Genomic DNA, 18092 nt, shown 5'->3' with positions numbered 1-18092 from the left:
ATGAAAAATGCTATAGCAATAGCATCGGAAATCGATAATCAAAAAGAGGTAGAAAATTTGGAAATTTCTTCGCTAAAAAAAGCAATATGGCTTTATTTTTTTTTACTGATTTTTGAAGGAGCACTCCGTAAATGGGCTTTACCCTCTTTATCGGCTCCATTATTAATAATTCGAGATCCGGTTGCTCTATGGATTATTTATACAGCTTGGAGAAAAGAATTTTTACCATATTCTCCGTATTTAGTAGTGACTATTTTTATAACTGCCTTTTCTTTAACTTTTACGATGTTAATAGGGCATGGAAATTTAGGAGTGGGAATTTACGGAGCGAGAATTCTGGTTATACATTTTCCTTTACTATTTATTATTGGTAAAGTTTTTAATATTAAAGATGTAATCGCGATAGGTAAAATAATGTTGTATTTAGCTATTCCGATGACTATTTTAGTTGCATTACAGTTTTATAGTCCACAAAGTGCTTGGGTAAATAGAGGTGTGGGAGGCGATATGGGTGGAGCTGGTTTTAGTGGTGCAATGGGTTATTTCCGACCACCTGGAACTTTCTCTTTTACAACAGGGAATACCATGTTTTATGGTTTATTAGCTGCTTTTGTTTTTTACTTTTTAATTCAGAATAAAAAAGTTAATCGTATCCTTTTAATCCTTTCTGTTTTATCATTATTGATAGCGGTTCCATTATCGATTAGTAGAACGTTACTTTTTGAAGTTATTATCAGTTTTGTTTTTGCTTGTATAACTGCTTTTTTAAACGGAAAATATTCAAGAAAGATCATAGGGATTTTTATCATATTGTTGTTTTTGCTGACTATTGTATCTACTACAGAAGTATTTCAAAAAGGAACAGAGGTATTTTTAACTCGAATAGAATCAGCCAGTAAATTTGAAGGAGGTATGCAAGGCACACTTATCGATCGGTATTTAGGAGGAATGGTAAATGCCGTTGGAGGTTCTGCATCTCAAGATTTACCATTTTTTGGTTATGGATTGGGAATGGGTACTAATGTAGGAAGCATGTTGTTAACTGGAGGTAGAACTTTTCTTATAGCTGAAGAAGAGTGGGGCAGATTAATCGGAGAAATGGGAATTTTATTTGGACTATCTATCATATTCATTCGAGTCACAATATGTATTTCGTGGTTATTTAAAGCTTATCGAAATGTTTTAGAAGGAAATTTATTAGCCTGGATGCTTTTAAGTTTTGGGTTAGTAATTATTCCTCAAGGGCAATGGGCGCAACCCACAGCATTGGGTTTTGGAGTGTTGGTAGGAGGTTTAATTTTAGCATCTTTTAATACATTAAATGAAGAAGAAGTATGAAAATTATTTTTTTCGGGCATCCTCAATTTTTAAGTCATCAAAGTATGCCAAGATTTGCTAAGATGCTAGCGGTAGGTATGGCAAAACGTGGACACGAAGTAGAATTATGGTATCCTTCTCCTAAAATAGCAAGTTTTAGCAGTCAGCTTGCTGTCAAAAAATATTTAGGATACATCGATCAATTCTTTTTATTTCCTTCTCAGGCAAAAAAAAGAATAAAGGAACTTGAAAATAATGAATCAACCTTATTTGTGCTAACCGATCATGCTTTGGGTGTTTGGATGAATTTTATTGCCGATAAACCACATGTTATTCATTGTCATGATTTTATAGCACAAAAAGCAGCATTGGGAATTTGGCAAGAATTTAAAATAGGTAGAACAGGAAAATGGTATCAGCACCTTATTAAAAAAGGCTATTCTAAAGGAAAGAATTTTATTTCAGTTTCAAAGCATACTCAAAAAGATTTGCATCATTTTCTACAAAAACCGCCTTTGTTTTCTGATGTTATTTATAACGGACTTAACAGAGATTTTTCTATAAAAAATAATGTTTCGAATACTAGAATAGCCTTAAGTAGCGAAACATGTATACACTTAAAAGAAGGGTTTCTTTTACATATTGGAGGAAATGAATGGTATAAAAATAGAAAAGGAGTAATAGCTATTTATGAATCATGGCGGAAATTAACTTCAAAAAAGCTCCCTTTGTTATTAATAGGCAACCAACCTGATAGCAAATTAAAACGAGTAAAAAATAATTCTCCTTTTAGAAAGGATATACATTTTTTAATTAATAAAGATGATGATTTTGTGGTTCAGGCTTATGCTAGTGCCTCTTTGTTTTTGTTTCCTTCAAAAACAGAAGGCTTTGGTTGGCCAATAGCAGAAGCAATGGCTTGCGGTTGCCCTGTTTTAACAACCAATGCTACTCCGATGACAGAGGTTGGTTTAGAAGCTGCTTTTTATCTTCCTAAATTTTCGGAAACTATTGATTTAGATACTTGGACTGCTAAATCTGCTCAAAAAATAGAAGATATCCTCAATTTATCGAAAGAGGAAAGAGCAAAAGTGAAAGCAAAAGGAATACAGAATGCTTCACGATTTGAAACAGAAAAAACATTAGATACTATCGAAAAGCGATATGTAGACATACTAGCTAAGAATTATGAAAATACTACATGTAGTCGATAAAATGAATCCTAAAGCAGGAGGCGTATGTCAAGCTATACGAATGATGATTAAAGCACTTTCGGATTCAGAAATTAAAAATGAAGTAGTATGTTTAGATAATAAACATGAAGCAAAAGTAGCTGAAGATGATTTTTTAATTTATGCATTAGGTAGGGTTAATAATCCGTGGCAATATTCGAGTTTACTTAAAGACTGGTTAAAAAATAATATTAATGATTATCAAATAGTAATTATACATGGTTTGTGGCAATATTATGGCTACGCTGTTTACAAAGTATTTAAATCTTTAAAAACAGTTGTTCCTAAATTATTAGTAATGCCTCATGGAATGTTAGATCCGTATTTTCAAGAAGCATCTGGACGTAAATTAAAAGCTATACGTAACTGGGGCTATTGGAAATTAATAGAAAAAAATATTATTAATAGTGCTGATGAACTATTGTTTACTTGTAAAACAGAATTAATGTTGGCAAGAAAACCTTTTACACCCTATTTACCTAAAAGCGAAAAAGTAGTGGGTTTGGGTATTACAAAACCACCAACCGTAAATCCACAAATTGAAATCTCTTTTTTTGAGCATTGCGGATTAAATTCAACAGAAGATTTTATTTTATTTTTAGGAAGAATTCATCCAAAAAAAGGAGTATTGATGCTTCTAAAAGCCTATCAAGAATTACTGAAGCATGATAATAAAATACCAAAATTGGTTTTAGCAGGACCGGGTGTAGATTCACCTTATGGATTGCTTGTTAAAAAAATGCTAGCTGAAAATGAGAAGCTAAAAGAACAGGTAATAGTGCCAGGAATGCTTAGTGGTAACTTAAAATGGGGAGCTTTTTACACTTGTAAAGCTTTTGTATTACCTAGTCACCAAGAAAATTTTGGAATAGCTATTGTCGAAGCGCTTGCTTGCGGTAAGCCGGTTTTAATAACCGATAAAATAAACATTTATACTGAAATTGAGGAATATGATGCCGGCTTAGTAGCTAAAGATACTTTAGAAAGTATAATCGAAATGCTTCAAAATTGGATTTCATTTTCTAAAAAAAATCAGAAAAAAATGGCGGATAATGCCTTGCGATGTTACGAGAATCTTTTTACAACAGAAGCATTTACAACACGAATTATTTCAATTAAAGATACTTATGAAGAGAGCCGTAAAGACTACATTCCAGTCGAAAGTTCGGTTAGACAAGTTTGATAGTTCCATTGGTTTAGATAGAGGAGCTTCTCGATTAAAAGAAGCATTTTGGTACCTTATAAAAATCTTCTTTTTTTTATCAGCAATCCCATATCCTTCTTCTTTTAAAGTTAAATTACTAAATTTTTTTGGAGCAAAAGTGGGGAAAAACATCACTTTAAAACCAAGAGTGAATATTCATTTTCCCTGGAAGTTGGCAATGGGAAACAATGTTTGGATAGGTGAAGAAAGCTGCCTATTAAACTTTGAAAATTTAACAATAGGAAATAATGTGTGCATCTCTCAACGTGCTTATTTATGTGGAGGAAATCATGATTATCGCATTCCTTCAATGCCTTATCGAAATGGACCTATTACCTTAAAAGATGGTTGTTGGGTAGGTGCTTGTAGTTTTATAGGACCGAATGTGGAAATTGGAGAAGATGCGGTAATTACAGCAGGATCTATTATCGTATCTGCTGTTAAATCTAATAGTATCTGCCGAAGAGGACTTCAGGAATTTGAAAAGAAAAGATGGTAAAAATCCTTGAATATAAATTATAATAAAAACATTAGAATTATGAAAAGAATATTAGTAACCGGTGGAGCTGGGTTTATAGGTTCTCACCTTTGTGAGCGACTGTTACGAGAAGGTAATGAAGTAGTTTGTCTTGATAATTATTTTACCGGTAACAAGCAAAATATAGTCACTTTATTAAAACATCCTTATTTTGAATTAGTCCGGCACGACATTACTAATCCATATATGGCAGAAGTAGACGAAATTTATAATTTGGCCTGTCCTGCTTCTCCTGTACATTATCAATATAATTCAATTAAAACCATAAAAACATCGGTTATGGGAGCTATTAATACGCTCGGCCTTGCCAAGCGTGTAAAAGCAAAAATTTTGCAAGCCAGTACAAGCGAGATATATGGAGATCCAGAAATTCATCCGCAGCCAGAAAGTTATTGGGGAAATGTAAATACAATAGGACCACGATCTTGTTACGATGAAGGAAAACGTTGTGCTGAAACTTTGTTTATGGATTATCATAAGCAAAATGGAGTAGATGTAAAAATCATTAGGATATTTAATACTTACGGGCCTAATATGAATCCGCATGATGGTCGAGTGGTTTCTAATTTTATCGTACAGGCCTTAAAAGGAGAAGATATCACTATTTTCGGTAAGGGTACCCAAACACGATCTTTTCAATATGTGGATGATTTAGTGGAAGGAATGATACGAATGATGAATACTCCAAAAGGAGTTACAGGACCTGTGAATATTGGGAACCAAAATGAATTTACCATGCTTGAATTGGCTAATGCAATTTTAGACTTAACAGGTTCTTCGTCTAAACTTTGTTTTAAATCTTTACCGAAAGACGATCCTAAGCAACGACAACCCGATATTTCTAAAGCCGGAGAGATTTTAAATGGTTGGAAGCCTACTGTACAACTAGAAGATGGACTTACTAAAACAATCCAATATTTTGAAAAAGTTTTAATGCAAAAGACTTTAGCATTTTAAAAAATAAAAGAATTAAAATATCATATTATGAAGATATCAATAATTACAGTGGTATATAATAATGAAGATACCATAGAAGATTGTATTAATTCCGTTTTAAGTCAATCTTATGAAGATATAGAATATTTAGTTATTGATGGTGATTCTACCGATGGAACTAAAGAAAAGATAGCTCTTTATAGCGATAAAATCGATTATTATATTTCGGAAAAAGATACTGGCATTTATGATGCTTATAATAAAGGGATAAGTAATGCTACGGGAGATGTAATCGGAATTTTAAATTCGGATGATTTGTTTCATGACAATGATACTATAACAAAAATAGTAAAGGCTTTCGATGTGTCTGGAAGCGATTTAGTATATGGTAAAGGTATTTTTGTTAGTAAAAATAATATTAATGAAGTGAAACGTATCTATCCTTCTAATCCTTTTAAATCTAGTCATTTATTTTTTGGCTGGATACCGCTTCATCCTACCATTTATGTAAAGCGAGAAATTTACCAAGAATATGGATTATACAACCAAAATTATAGTATAGCCGGAGATTATGATATTTCGCTACGCTGGTTCAAAAATAAATATATCGAGAAATTTTATTTAAAGGATTGGATTGTTAAAATGCGTCTAGGAGGTAAGAGTACTACTTTATCGCTTCAGAAAAAAAAATCCAGCGAAGACATGAAGATTATTAAAAATCATAAACTAGGAGGAATAATTACTTTGCTATTTAAAATCGGCAGAAAAGTTCCTCATTATATTATCCCGAGAATTGTAGCTCCCAAACATTTATATAGATGGTTCTAAAACTCAATACTTGTTTTATCAGAAGGCAATCAGAGTTTAGCCTAATTTTGATTACCAGAATTTTTTTATTCCTAGTGGCTAGTCTGTTTTTAAACTCTTGTGTTTCGAGACGAAAAATTGCGTATTTACAAGGAGAAGGAAAACTGAAAATCAATATGGTAACAAATAATTTAAAAATTAAACCTGATGATGTTTTGACTATTCGAGTATCTACAGCGGAACAAGATGCTGCACTACCTTTTAACTTAACCAAAACAGTAGGACAGCCTGGAGTATCAGGCAATGTTGAATTGGAAACCTACTTAGTTTCTAACGACGGAACTATTAATTTTCCTATAGTAGGTAAAGTTCATGTGGTTGGATATACCAATATTGAACTTGCGGAAAAAATTAAACAAAAAATAAGCGATTATGTAAAAGATGCCATCGTAAATGTTCGTGTTTTAAATTTTAAAATAAGTGTATTAGGAGAAGTTAAGAATCCAGGGACTTTTACGGTAGAGGACGATCATATTAGTCTTCCGCAGGCTTTAGGCTTAGCCGGAGATATGACAATTTATGGAAAGCGAAAAAAAGTATTGGTAGTTCGACAAGAAAAAGGAATGCAAACTAGAAATTATGTGGATATAACCGATCCTGATATTGCTGAATCTCCCTATTATAATTTACAACAAAATGATATTATTTATGTTGAGCCGGTTGGCGCCAAAAGGCAGTCAGCTAGTGGGTTGAGTACTGCTTCAGGTTATATTTCATTAGTTTCGGTAATTATTTCTGCCGTGGTATTATTATCTAATAATTAATAAGATGTACAATTTTAGAGCAAAAAAGGAGAAAGGAATAGGCAAACAGCTTAAAACTTATACAAAATATTGGTACTGGTTTGCTATTGCTATTATATGTAGTTTAGGAATTGGTTATTTTTATTTAAAATATGCTACTCCTGTATATAATGCAACAGCAAGTATTATTATTAAAGATAAACAGGCTACAAACAATTCAGATGCTTCATTTGGTTTTAGCGGTGCTGATATTTTAGGAATGCGGTCTCAAAAAATCGAAAGTGAATTATCGATTTTAAAATCGAGAAGACTAATGGAAGATGTGGTAAAAGCATTGAATCTTAATGTGAGTTATAGCTTAGAGGGTAAGTTTCGTTCTATAGAATTGTACGATGATAAACCATTTACAGTCGAAATGCTCTCTTATAAAGCCAAGAAACTATCCAATTATTCTAATACATATCAAATCACTTATTTAGGCGATAGGCAGTTTAGAGTTGTAAATTTAAAAACACTAGAGACCAGTTTAGTTAAGACTAATACAACGTTAGACTTAGGATTTTCAAAAATAATGCTTACCAAACCGAGTGAGCAAGATAAAAATTTACCCATAAAAGTATCTTTTAATTCGGTTACAGCGACAGCTGCTAATTATAGAAATCGAATTAACTTATCGCAAGCCGAAAATAATTCAAATGTTATTTATTTTGAATTAAAAGATCCTGTTGCCAATAAAGCAAAGAATATTTTAGATCAGTTAATTTTAGAATATAATAAAGATGCTATTGAAGATAAAAATTTGATTGCCGAAAATACTGCAAATTTTATTAATGAAAGATTGACGATAATTAATGGAGAATTAGACTCTGTAGAAACCGATAAAGTAGTTTTTAAAAAAGAAAATAAATTAACTGATTTGTCATCAGAGTCTGAAATGTTTGTTAGAAATGCCAGCGAATACAATAATCGGAAGCAGGAAGTAGGTACTCAGTTGGAACTAGTAAACACTATATTGCAATATTTATCATCAGAGAAAAATAATGAACTAATTCCTTCAAATTTGGGGATAGAGGCTACAGGTGTAAATCAGCAAATTTCAGAATATAATACAATGGTATTAGAACGGAATCGTTTGCTGAATAGTTCAACAGAAAAAAACCCGATGGTAAGTCGGATTATTGATAATATCCAGCAAATAAAAAGTAATATTATTCAATCTTTAAAGCAAAATAGAAGTAACCTACAAATTGCATTAAACGATTTAAAGAGACAATCGTATAGTATTAGTTCTAAAATTTTAGAAATTCCCTTACAGGAAAAGCAAAATAGAGGTATTGAGAGACAGCAAAAAATTAAAGAATCTCTTTATTTATTTCTGTTACAGAAAAGAGAAGAAAATACCTTGGCCTTAGCGGTAACTGAGCCTAAGGCTAAAGTAGTTGATCAAGCTTATAGCACTTACGTACCAGTTTCTCCAAATCCTCGTAGTATTTTTTTAGGTTGTACGCTATTAGGTTTTTTATTGCCTTTTTCAAGTATTTACCTTTTTAATGTACTAGATGGTAAGGTTAGAGATAAATCTGATATTCAAGAAAATTTATCAAAAGATATTCCTTTAATTTCAGAAATACCAGCCTTAGGAAAGTTAGAGAGGAATTATTTAATTAAAGAAAATGATCGTTCTGTTCTGGCAGAATCGTTTCGGATGTTGATGGTTAATTTGCAAATCATGCTCAATAAGAAATTAAAACGTTTGGGTTCTCGAGTTATTATGGTTACTTCTTCTATTAAAGGGGAAGGAAAAACGTTTACTGCAATGAATTTGGGAATAACCTTAGCTAATAGTCGGCATAAAGTTTTGATAATTGGGGCCGATTTAAGAAATCCGCAATTACAACGTTATGGATCAACAAAAACGGCTACAAATACCGGTTTACGAGAGTATTTGGAAAAAGATGAAATTTCGTTAGCGAGCTTGATTGAAAAAACAAATTTTCATCATAATATGGATATTCTTTACTCAGGAAATATACCTGCTAATCCTACTGAACTTTTAAAGCCGGAAAAATTAGAAAGTATGTTTACGGAATTACGTCAAAATTATGATTATATTTTGGTAGATACAGCACCTTCTATGTTAGTAGCCGATACCTCTATTTTGAACTGTTATGCAGATTTTACATTGTATTTAATAAAAGCCGGTTTTACAAATAAAGAAAATTTAGAATTTATAGAAGATGCTAAAGAAAATGAGATATTAAGTAATATAGGTTGTGTATTAAACTATGTGCAGTTCTCAAATTTGAGATATGGTAATAAATATGGCTATGGATACACTGCAAAAAAAATAAACTTAAAGTAACAAAGTCGATAACGGCAACTACTTAATATAAGTTTTTTTAAAGTTATGCTGTACTTTTAAAATAATGGGTAACTATTGCTTAAATAAAATTAGATTAAAAAAGCCTCTCAAATTTGAGAGGCTTTTTTGTTGTAAGAAATATAAATATGCTAAAATTTGTCTGTATATAGAAATTTTACGCAACTTTAGGTTATTTTAGAAGTAATAAAATAAGTAGAGCTAAGTATTGCCTTAATAATCGAAATGCTCTAGAAATATGATCTTCGACTGTTTTTTTAGAAATTCCAAGATAATTTGCAATCTCTTCAATTTTTAAATTATCCTTTTGGCGTAATAGAAAAACTTCTTTGCATTTTTTCGGTAATTTTTCGATGGCCTTGTCTAATTTACGTTTTTGTTGAATATTTATTTTTTCTGATTCATTTTCAATTTCTAAAATAGCTTCAAAATAAGCTTCATCACTTCGTAAAATCTTTTTGTTTTGTCTATAGGTATCGATAAATTGATTTCGGCACATAGTGAACATGTATGGGATAAGAGTAATATCTTCGTTCAACTCAAATCGTTTTTCCCACATTTTCATAAAACAAGTTTGCACAATATCTTTTGCTAATGCTTTATCGTTGGTATAGCTCATTATAAAAGTGGTAAGCTTATCAAATAGTGCGTTAAAAACAAATTGAAAGGCGGCTTCCTTACCTGTTTTCAAGTGTTTTATAAGCAATTTATTCTCTGAAAAGGTGTAGGGCACTATTTCAATTTATTAAGGAATTAATATCAAAAGTAAAAAAAGCATAAGAAAGATTTAAGGTTAATTAAATGCTTTATTGAAATAAATAGAAAGTTAGTGTTTAATTGCTTTTTAAAAATTGAAAAACTATCATTTTAGTGAGCGTATAGGTTAGTTGTTTTGTGGATTTTTTAACCAGAATGTATAATTAACTATAATATAATATTAATTTGAAAATTGTAAATAAATATATAAAAAAAGCAGGGGTGTTGAGAATTCTTAACGTTTTTAAGGAAAATACTGCATAGTGAGAACTGAATTTGAGAAATTAGAATATTTAATTGAAAAGTATATTTCTGCTGAAATTTCCTCAGAAGAGCTTACCCAATTAAATAGTCTTCTAGAAAATAAGGAAAATCTTGATTATTTTAAAAAGATGGTTGGGATAGCTTATCGATTACGTTTAGAAAAACAAGAAAGTATAGCCAAACCTAAAACAGTTTATAAGAATCCTGTTTCTCATCATCATAGAATTAAAAAAATAAAAAACAGAAACTATATAAAAATTGCTGCAATTTTAGTAGTTGCATTAGGTATTGGGGGATATTTTTTATTCAAAAATCAATCTATACCATTGCAAAATGAAGAGTTTGTAACCTTGGAATTTTCAGATACTAAAACGAAGAAAGTTTTACAAGAACAGGATAACTTTGAAGTTAAGTCTGAAGATGAAATAGTTTTAATTGAAAAAAAAGGAGATACATTAAGCTATTCTGATGCTAATAATAGAACAAAAATTACTACTAATAATTTAACTGTACCATTTGGTAAAAAAATGTTGGTTTTGCTAGCAGATGGTAGTAAAGTTCACTTAAATTCTGGTAGTAAATTAGAATATCCAAGTGGATTTCGGGAAAACGAATCACGAAATATTAATTTAGAGGGGGAAGCTTATTTTGAAGTAAGTCATGATGAGAGTAGACCATTTATTGTACATACCGATAAAATAGATGTACAGGTATTAGGGACTACTTTTGCAATAAATGCTTATGCCAATAATACAGAGGTTAATACTGTTTTATTAGAAGGATCAGTTTCAGTAAAGTCAACTTCAGAGAAAGTAGCACCTGTTTTGTTAAAGCCCGGTATGCTTGCTCAATATTCTAAAGTAAATAACACATTAGATACTTCTAAAGTAAATACAAAATTATATACAGCTTGGGTAAAAGGGGAGTTAATTTTTGAAGCCACTCCTTTTCTGGATATAGCGAATACTTTAGAAAGGAAGTTTAATATGCGTATCTCTTTTAAGAACAAACAGATTGCAAATGAAAAATTTACTGCAAAATTTAATAATGAAAGTTTAGAACAAATTTTAAAATCTTTTCAAAAAAGCTATGATTTTGACTATGAAATAGAACAACAACATGTAATTATCCACTAAAAAAGAACAGGATATGCTGGCACATAATCCTGTTCAAAATAACAGATTTACCTAGTAAATCTAGTAATAATCTACAATTTAAAAATATGAAAAAAAATTCCTTTTACGAAAGACATAAGAGTCGATGTCTTAAATTTAACTTAACAATGAAATTTAGTATTTTATTACTGTTTCTTTCGATTTTTAATGTGCATGCATATACCTATTCTCAAGGTGTAAAAATTTCGATGGAAGCCCATCAAATTAGTGTGAGAGATTTTTTTGATAAAGTAGAAGAAACAACTGATTATTCTTTTTTATATAGAGTAGGGGATGTAGATCTCGATCGTAAGATAGATGTAATCGCTCATAATATGTCTTTAAATTTAATATTAAAAGAGATATTCAATAAAAGCGAGAATGTTTTTGAAATAGTAGACAATCAGATTGTTATTAAAAAATCATCGAAAGTTTTTGATATTAAAACTATTAAAAAACAAGCACAAAATCCTCAACAAACCGTAACCGGAGTAGTATCCGATATAAACGGGATGCCTTTAATGGGAGTGACCGTAAGAATTAAAAATAAAAATAGAGGAGTAATAACCGATGAAAACGGGAAATATTTTATTACTGCAAAAATAGGCGAGACCCTAGAATATAGCTCTATTGGTTACGAAAAAGTTGCTGTTAAAATCAGCTCAGATGAACCTTTAGATATTGTAATGAAGGAATCTGTAAATGGATTAGATGCAGTGCAGGTAACGGCTTATGGTAAAACTTCTAAAAGGCTTACTACGGGGAATATTGTAACAATAACTGGAGAGGAAATTCAAAAAAGCCCGGTAACAAATGTGTTAGAAGCTGTTCAGGGTAAAGTCCCTGGGGTTTATATTAGGCAAACAAATGGGCAACCCGGTTCGCCTATTAGTATTCAAATGAGAGGGCAAAACTCTATTGGTCCTGTTAGCAATCAAGATCCATTAGTAGTTATTGATGGAGTAAGATACCCTTATGGAGATCTTCCAACAGCACAAGGAACAGGTAGTTTAGTAGGCGGGAATGCTTTAAACTTTATTGATCCAAATACTATAGAAAGTATTAACTTTTTAAAAGATGCTGATGCAACTGCAATTTACGGTTCAAGAGGATCTAATGGTGTAATATTAATAACTACGAAAAAAGGTCGTGTAGGAAAACCCCAAGTTTCCTTTTCTTCTAGAAACGGAGTATCTTTTAGAGGGAAAAGTCCAGAGTTGTTAAACACGCAGGAATATTTAACCTTTAGGCGTGAAGCAATAGAAAATGCCGGAGAAACGATTGGCTTTGGAGATTGGGACCTAAACGGAAATTGGGATACGAATCGCGAAACTGATTGGACAGATTATTTTTTAGATGGAGCTGCCTTTACAACCGCTAATAATGTAAGTTATTCCGGGGGAACAAATAACGTATCCTACCTAATACGAGCTAACTATAATTCAGAAGAGAATATCCAAAATGCTAACGGTAGTAATAAAACTGGCGGGTTGCATTTTAATCTTAACGTAAATAGTGATAATCGGAAATTTAATTTAGGATTAACGGGAACCTATAATACAAGTAAAAACACAGTAGTTCCATTTAATAATTCTTATTTGCTTTATGCACCAAACGCTCCCAAATTATATAATGAAGATGGCAGTTTAAATTGGACTGATTATAATGACATTGAATTGGCACGAAACCCAGCTTCTATTTATGAATTGATTCATGAAAATAAAACAGACAATTTAATTTCAAATTTAAATTTGAAATATATTCCTGTAAAAGGACTTGAAATAGGCACAATGGTAGGGCTTAATGTTTTGTCTTCTAACGAAGTATTTGCAAAGCCAGATACCTACTATCATCCAAATAGCTGGGAAACCAGTAGTAGTGAGTTAAGTGTTTCTAAAATAAGGACTTTAACGGTAGAACCTAATATAAGCTACAATACTAGTTTAGGTGATTTTGGTGAAATTACGGCGAAAGTGGGAGCTACTATAATGGACAAATTAATTGAGAAAAACGATGTATTTGGAACTGATCTTTTAAACAAGGCAGTTATTAAAAATCCGACCATGGCCAATCCTGAAAATATTGGTGCTAATTATACAAGCATAACGAATCGTTACATCGGAGGATTTGGAATATTAAATTACAATTTAGCCAATAAATACCTGTTTAATTTTAATATAAGAAGAGACGGCTCCACTAAATTTGGTCCGGGAAATCAATTTGGAACGTTTTGGTCTGCAGGCGCTGGTTGGATTATGAGTGAAGAAAGTTGGTTTAAAAAATCTTTAAAATTTATAAGTTTTGCAAAACTTAGAGCAAGTTACGGAACAACCGGTATAGACGGTATTAATAATTACAAATATAAAACGGTATACAGTTCTGGCTTTAGTTATAATGGAAATATAGGTTATTTATCCAGTGGGCCTGCCAATCCAGATTTAGCTTGGCAAGTTACAGATAAGGCAGAAATGAGCATTAATTTAGAGTTTTTGGATGGTCGAATTGCAATCACTGAAAGTTATTATGATAACAAATCTACCAAGCAATTATTGGAATTTCCATTATCTATGGTTACTGGGGTAAGTTCTATAACAATGAATGCGCCAGGAAAAGTAAGGAATTGGGGACATGAGATCACTTTAAATACTAAAAACATAGTAACTGATGATTTTACATGGTCTACTAGTTTTAATATTACATTAGCAAAAAATGAATTAGTCTCATACCCTAATGATATAGCAGCTTTACCCAGTACACATTATCAAATTGGTAAATCTGTAAACGGAAGAAGGTTATATAATTATCAAGGAGTAAACCCAGAAACCGGTAATTATAATTTTTGGAAAGACCTAAATAACGATGGGGAAATTACGCAAGATGAAATTGGAGAATGGGAAACAGAAAACACATTAGATTACAATAGGGATCGTACAGAATTTGTAGATTTAAACCCTAAATTTTTTGGAGGATTTCAAAATAATTTCAGATATAAGAATTTTAATTTAAGTGTGTTGTTTTCATTTACCAAAAAGAAGGCACTTAACTTTATTGGTTCACAGAGCGATCAGCCAGGTATTTTTAATATGAATATAGCTAAAGATATTTATGATGCTCGTTGGCAAAAACCTGGTGATATTACAGATGTGGCTAAACCAAGAGCTGGTTATTCTGGATATACCAATTTTGATTATTTTAAACAGAGTACGGGGGCATATTCAGATGCTACCTATGCTAGACTTCAAAATGTGAACTTAAGTTATAATTTCCCTTCAAAGTTTACAGATAAAATCAATTTCAAAAATATAAGAGTGTACTTACAGGGGCAAAATTTATTAACTATTTCTAATTATGATGGAGGTTACGATCCAGAAACACTTGGCGCAGGAACTGCTCCATTAAGAACAGTAGTTTTTGGTTTAAATTTCACATTATAATTTATTAAATACAGAAAAATGAAAATCAATATAAAAAATATAAAATTATTCTTTTGTTTAGGAATTGCATTGTCTTTATCTAGCTGTGAAGATTATTTAGATATTCCGGCGCCTTCTGATGCATTTTATGAAGAAAATACTTTCGTAAACGATGCAACTACTGCTACTACAATTAATGGTATTTTGGCAGACCTTTCTGTTAGTTACTATGTTTCTGATTTGGGTTTAAATACAGGCCTTTATGCCGATGAGTTCACATTAAATCAAACCAACTCTATATCGTATCAGCGTTATTATAATGATGATTTATCTAGTAATAATGCACCTTCATATTGGGGTGATTTTTATTCGTTAGTATATCGGGTAAATGCAATTATTGAAGGCATTAATAAAACAGATGCTATTCTGTCTAATAAAGATCAATATTTAGGCGAAGCTTATTTTATAAGAGCTTTTAGTTTTTACTATTTAACGAATTTATACGGAGACATAGCCTTGCCAACTACTTCAGATTATGAGGTGAATAATAAATTATCGAGGCGATCTCAAGAAGAAGCTTTTCAGCAAATTATAAACGATCTTGAAATGGCAGAAACTTTGTTGGCTGAAGATTATAAAACCAGTGATGGTACCACAACAACATCACAAGCAAGACCAAATAAAACGGCAGCACAAGCCTTGTTGTCCAGGGTTTTACTATATACTGAAAATTGGCAAAAGGTAGAAGAAATATCCTCAGCAATACTAAACGGTACGCAACAAAGTTTGTTGCCTTTAGAGAATGTTTTTAAAACCGATAGTCAGGCTATGATTTGGGAATTAATGCCGAATAATAACGAGAACTCTTACATGAGATATGTGCCTGATTATAATATTTATATGGGATGGGACTATGGAGGTGACTTAGCCTATGATTTTTCTTATGCACCGGTATATTTAAGTGAAAGTCAATTAGGAGCTTTTGAAGAAGGAGACCAACGTTTTGAAAAATGGACATATACGGTAGAATTAGCAGGAGCAACATATTATTTACCTTATAAATATCAGTCAAAAGTTGCAGGAGAAGAAGCTTCTGCCATGTTGCGTATTGCTGAACAGTATTTAATTAATGCAAAAGCAAATGCAGAATTGGGGAATTTAGAAGCTGCAGTTTCAAGAATTAATGAAGTGCGAAATCGTGCCGGATTATTGCCTATTACAGCTACTAGTAAACAAGAAGTTCTAGCAGCACTTGCGAAAGAAAGAAGAGCTGAATTTTTTGCAGAAGACGGATATCGATTTTTTGACTTAAAAAGAACTAATACTATTGATGAGGTAATGAGCGAAGCAGTGAAAAATAAGACAGTTGCTGGAAAAGCTAGTTGGTCTAGTTATAAGCAATATTGGCCAATTTCGTATAGTGAAATTAATGCGAATCCAAATCTAGAACAAACAGAAGGCTATTAATAGTTAGAATCACTAGTTTTAATGAAAAAGAAAAGTATAGAGTATTTCTTATTTTTTATTATGATTGCAGGAGTATTTTCTTGCAATCATAATAAAAAGCAAGAAGATTTTACGGCAAAAAGTAATTCTCAGATAAAGAAAAACCTAGATTCTTTAGCAAATTTAAAAACTGAAGAAGGAAAAAAAGCATTAGAAAATCGTCTAAAGCAATTAAGTAAAACTGATAAGGAAAGTAAGGTTATGCTTACTTACGATTATTTTTACAAATTAAATCAAAATGAAAAAGTAGATTCACTATCAGCAATTTTGAAGCAAAAATTTCCTAATGGGATTAGTGCACGTTTTGCAGCTTACCAAGAAATATTTTCTGTTGATGAGCCCGATAAGGAATACGAGCTATATAAAAGCTGGAAAGAAAAATTCCCTCCTAAAAATTACGATTTAGAAAATCAGGATTTATACAATATGGGGTTGTATTTTATTATGCAAAATTATGCAAAATTAGAAAATTATGATAAAATTGAAGAGTTATCAAAACAACTTATCGATAATCCAAGAATAGTATTTAATTATTATAATATAGCTGAGATATTTTATAAAAAAAATAAACTCGATCAGGCACTTGATTTTTTAAAGAAAACATTAAATAAAGCCAAAAAGTGGAGTTCTGATAAAAAAATTAACAATGTCTTATTGCAAACTATTCAGGATCTACAAATTGATGCTTATTTCTTTTATGCAAAAATTTTAGCTAAACAAGAAAAGTATGAAGAAGCTATAACTTATTTTAAAAAATATAAGCGAAATATCGATTATTTGAGTGTAGAAGCGAATCTAGATTATGCCGATTGTTTAGAGGCTACAGGTAATAAGGAGAAAGCTTTTGAGCAGTTAGACGAGATAATTAAAAATCATGGAGAAGCATATGAGGAAAATTATGAACGTTTTCGTCGATTGTTTATAGAAACTAAAGGATCTCAAGAAGATTTTAAAAATTATGAAAAACAATTAGCCTCGCAATTTCAGAAACAGTTAGAAGAAGAGGTAGCAAAAGAAATGGTTTCAGAACCAGCTCCAAATGTAACTTTAGTAGATTTAGATAATAATAAAATAAATTTATCTGATCTAAAAGGGAAGATTTTAATTTTAGACTTTTGGGCAACTTGGTGTCACCCATGTAAAGCTTCTTTTCCGGCTATGCAAAATATCAAAAAGCGTTATGAAAATGATACAGATGTAAAATTTCTTTTTATCAATACCATGGAAACTCAATCTGAAGCTATTGTGAAAAGAGAGGTAAATAAATTTTTAACTGCAAATAATTATCAGTTTGATGTCTATAAAGACCCAAAAAGTGACTCTAATACATATCCTATAGCAAAAGCATTTAAAGTTCAGGCAATTCCTTTTAAATTTATAATTGATAAAGAAGGTGTTATTCAATATAAGATAAAAGGATATGAAGGAAATTTAAAGTCAGAGGAAGCTAAGCTTACTGCTATGATTGAAATGGTAAAACAAAAAAGCTAAACATTGGTATTTTAAAATAAGTACTCTATATGTAAAGCCCTCTTCTTAAGATAAGGGCTTTACTTATATTTTGTAATAAAAGGCAAAGCTAGTGACCCTATTAAAGTAAATCCGAAAACGAAAATATTATGTATCCTATGTCAAGATTTTTTATAGTGTTTTTTATCTTTCTGAATAGTTGTTTAGTTGTGAATGCCCAAATCTATGATCCTGTAAGCTTTGAAGGGAATCTAGAACAACTAGATGGCGATCAGTACCGTTTAGATATTGTAGCTTCTATTGAGCCAGGAT

At 31.3% G+C, this 18092-nt stretch carries 13 protein-coding genes; 12 read left to right on the top strand and 1 reads right to left on the bottom strand.

Translation table 11 applies throughout. The features are described 5' to 3' along the window. From ACN0WI_RS08660 to ACN0WI_RS08625, 8 genes are read left to right on the top strand one after another with little or no spacing between them, the layout of a single operon-like run. The gene (locus tag ACN0WI_RS08660; protein WP_417886304.1) at positions 1–1338 is read left to right on the top strand and encodes a hypothetical protein; all 1338 of its coding nucleotides are present in this window, start codon (positions 1–3) and stop codon (positions 1336–1338) included. After that, positions 1335–2531: a glycosyltransferase gene (locus ACN0WI_RS08655; RefSeq protein ID WP_417886302.1), complete on the top strand. Its 1197-nt coding sequence runs from the start codon at positions 1335–1337 to the stop codon at positions 2529–2531. Before ACN0WI_RS08660 ends, ACN0WI_RS08655 begins: the two co-directional genes overlap by 4 nt. Then, the gene (locus ACN0WI_RS08650; protein ID WP_417886300.1) at positions 2506–3732 is read left to right on the top strand and encodes a glycosyltransferase; all 1227 of its coding nucleotides are present in this window, start codon (positions 2506–2508) and stop codon (positions 3730–3732) included. The genes ACN0WI_RS08655 and ACN0WI_RS08650 overlap by 26 nt, the downstream gene beginning before the upstream one ends. Continuing rightward, entirely contained in the window at positions 3677–4252 is a 576-nt protein-coding gene (locus tag ACN0WI_RS08645) for a colanic acid biosynthesis acetyltransferase WcaF (protein ID WP_417886299.1), read from the top strand. The genes ACN0WI_RS08650 and ACN0WI_RS08645 overlap by 56 nt, the downstream gene beginning before the upstream one ends. A gap of 39 nt (positions 4253–4291) precedes the next feature. Further along, entirely contained in the window at positions 4292–5248 is a 957-nt protein-coding gene (locus ACN0WI_RS08640) for a UDP-glucuronic acid decarboxylase family protein (protein WP_417886297.1), read from the top strand. A 27-nt stretch (positions 5249–5275) separates the two neighbouring features. Continuing rightward, complete coding sequence (locus tag ACN0WI_RS08635; protein WP_417886295.1) at positions 5276–6055, top strand: glycosyltransferase family 2 protein; 780 nt, start codon at positions 5276–5278, stop codon at positions 6053–6055. A gap of 47 nt (positions 6056–6102) precedes the next feature. Continuing rightward, the gene (locus ACN0WI_RS08630) at positions 6103–6858 is read left to right on the top strand and encodes a polysaccharide biosynthesis/export family protein (RefSeq protein ID WP_417886294.1); all 756 of its coding nucleotides are present in this window, start codon (positions 6103–6105) and stop codon (positions 6856–6858) included. Positions 6859–6862: 4 nt separating this feature from the next. Then, entirely contained in the window at positions 6863–9199 is a 2337-nt protein-coding gene (locus tag ACN0WI_RS08625) for a GumC family protein (protein WP_417886293.1), read from the top strand. 190 nt (positions 9200–9389) lie between these two features. Here ACN0WI_RS08625 and ACN0WI_RS08620 read toward each other — a convergent pair whose 3' ends face one another. Then, positions 9390–9908 carry an RNA polymerase sigma factor gene (locus ACN0WI_RS08620; RefSeq protein WP_417886292.1) on the bottom strand — a complete coding sequence of 173 codons (519 nt, stop codon included), beginning with the start codon at positions 9906–9908 and terminating at the stop codon, positions 9390–9392. 328 nt (positions 9909–10236) lie between these two features. Between ACN0WI_RS08620 and ACN0WI_RS08615 the strand changes: the two genes are divergently transcribed. The 4 genes from ACN0WI_RS08615 (at position 10237) to ACN0WI_RS08600 (ending at position 17801) form a co-directional block, all read left to right on the top strand. Next, positions 10237–11373 carry a FecR family protein gene (locus tag ACN0WI_RS08615; protein WP_417886291.1) on the top strand — a complete coding sequence of 379 codons (1137 nt, stop codon included), beginning with the start codon at positions 10237–10239 and terminating at the stop codon, positions 11371–11373. A gap of 146 nt (positions 11374–11519) precedes the next feature. Next, positions 11520–14825 (top strand): SusC/RagA family TonB-linked outer membrane protein, encoded by a 3306-nt coding sequence (locus ACN0WI_RS08610; RefSeq protein WP_417886290.1) that lies wholly within the window; start codon positions 11520–11522, stop codon positions 14823–14825. A gap of 18 nt (positions 14826–14843) precedes the next feature. Beyond that, positions 14844–16271: a RagB/SusD family nutrient uptake outer membrane protein gene (locus ACN0WI_RS08605; RefSeq protein ID WP_417886289.1), complete on the top strand. Its 1428-nt coding sequence runs from the start codon at positions 14844–14846 to the stop codon at positions 16269–16271. Positions 16272–16292: 21 nt separating this feature from the next. Further along, positions 16293–17801, top strand: a complete 1509-nt coding sequence (locus tag ACN0WI_RS08600; protein WP_417886288.1) for a redoxin domain-containing protein — start codon at positions 16293–16295, stop codon at positions 17799–17801. Positions 17802–18092 lie beyond the last annotated feature (291 nt).

Origin of the sequence: Zunongwangia sp., from assembly GCF_048269745.1 — a bacterium.
Taxonomy (GTDB): Bacteria; Bacteroidota; Bacteroidia; order Flavobacteriales; family Flavobacteriaceae; genus Zunongwangia.
The sequence above is the reverse complement of the archived record's forward strand: the minus strand, read 5'-3'. Positions and strand labels throughout refer to the sequence as shown.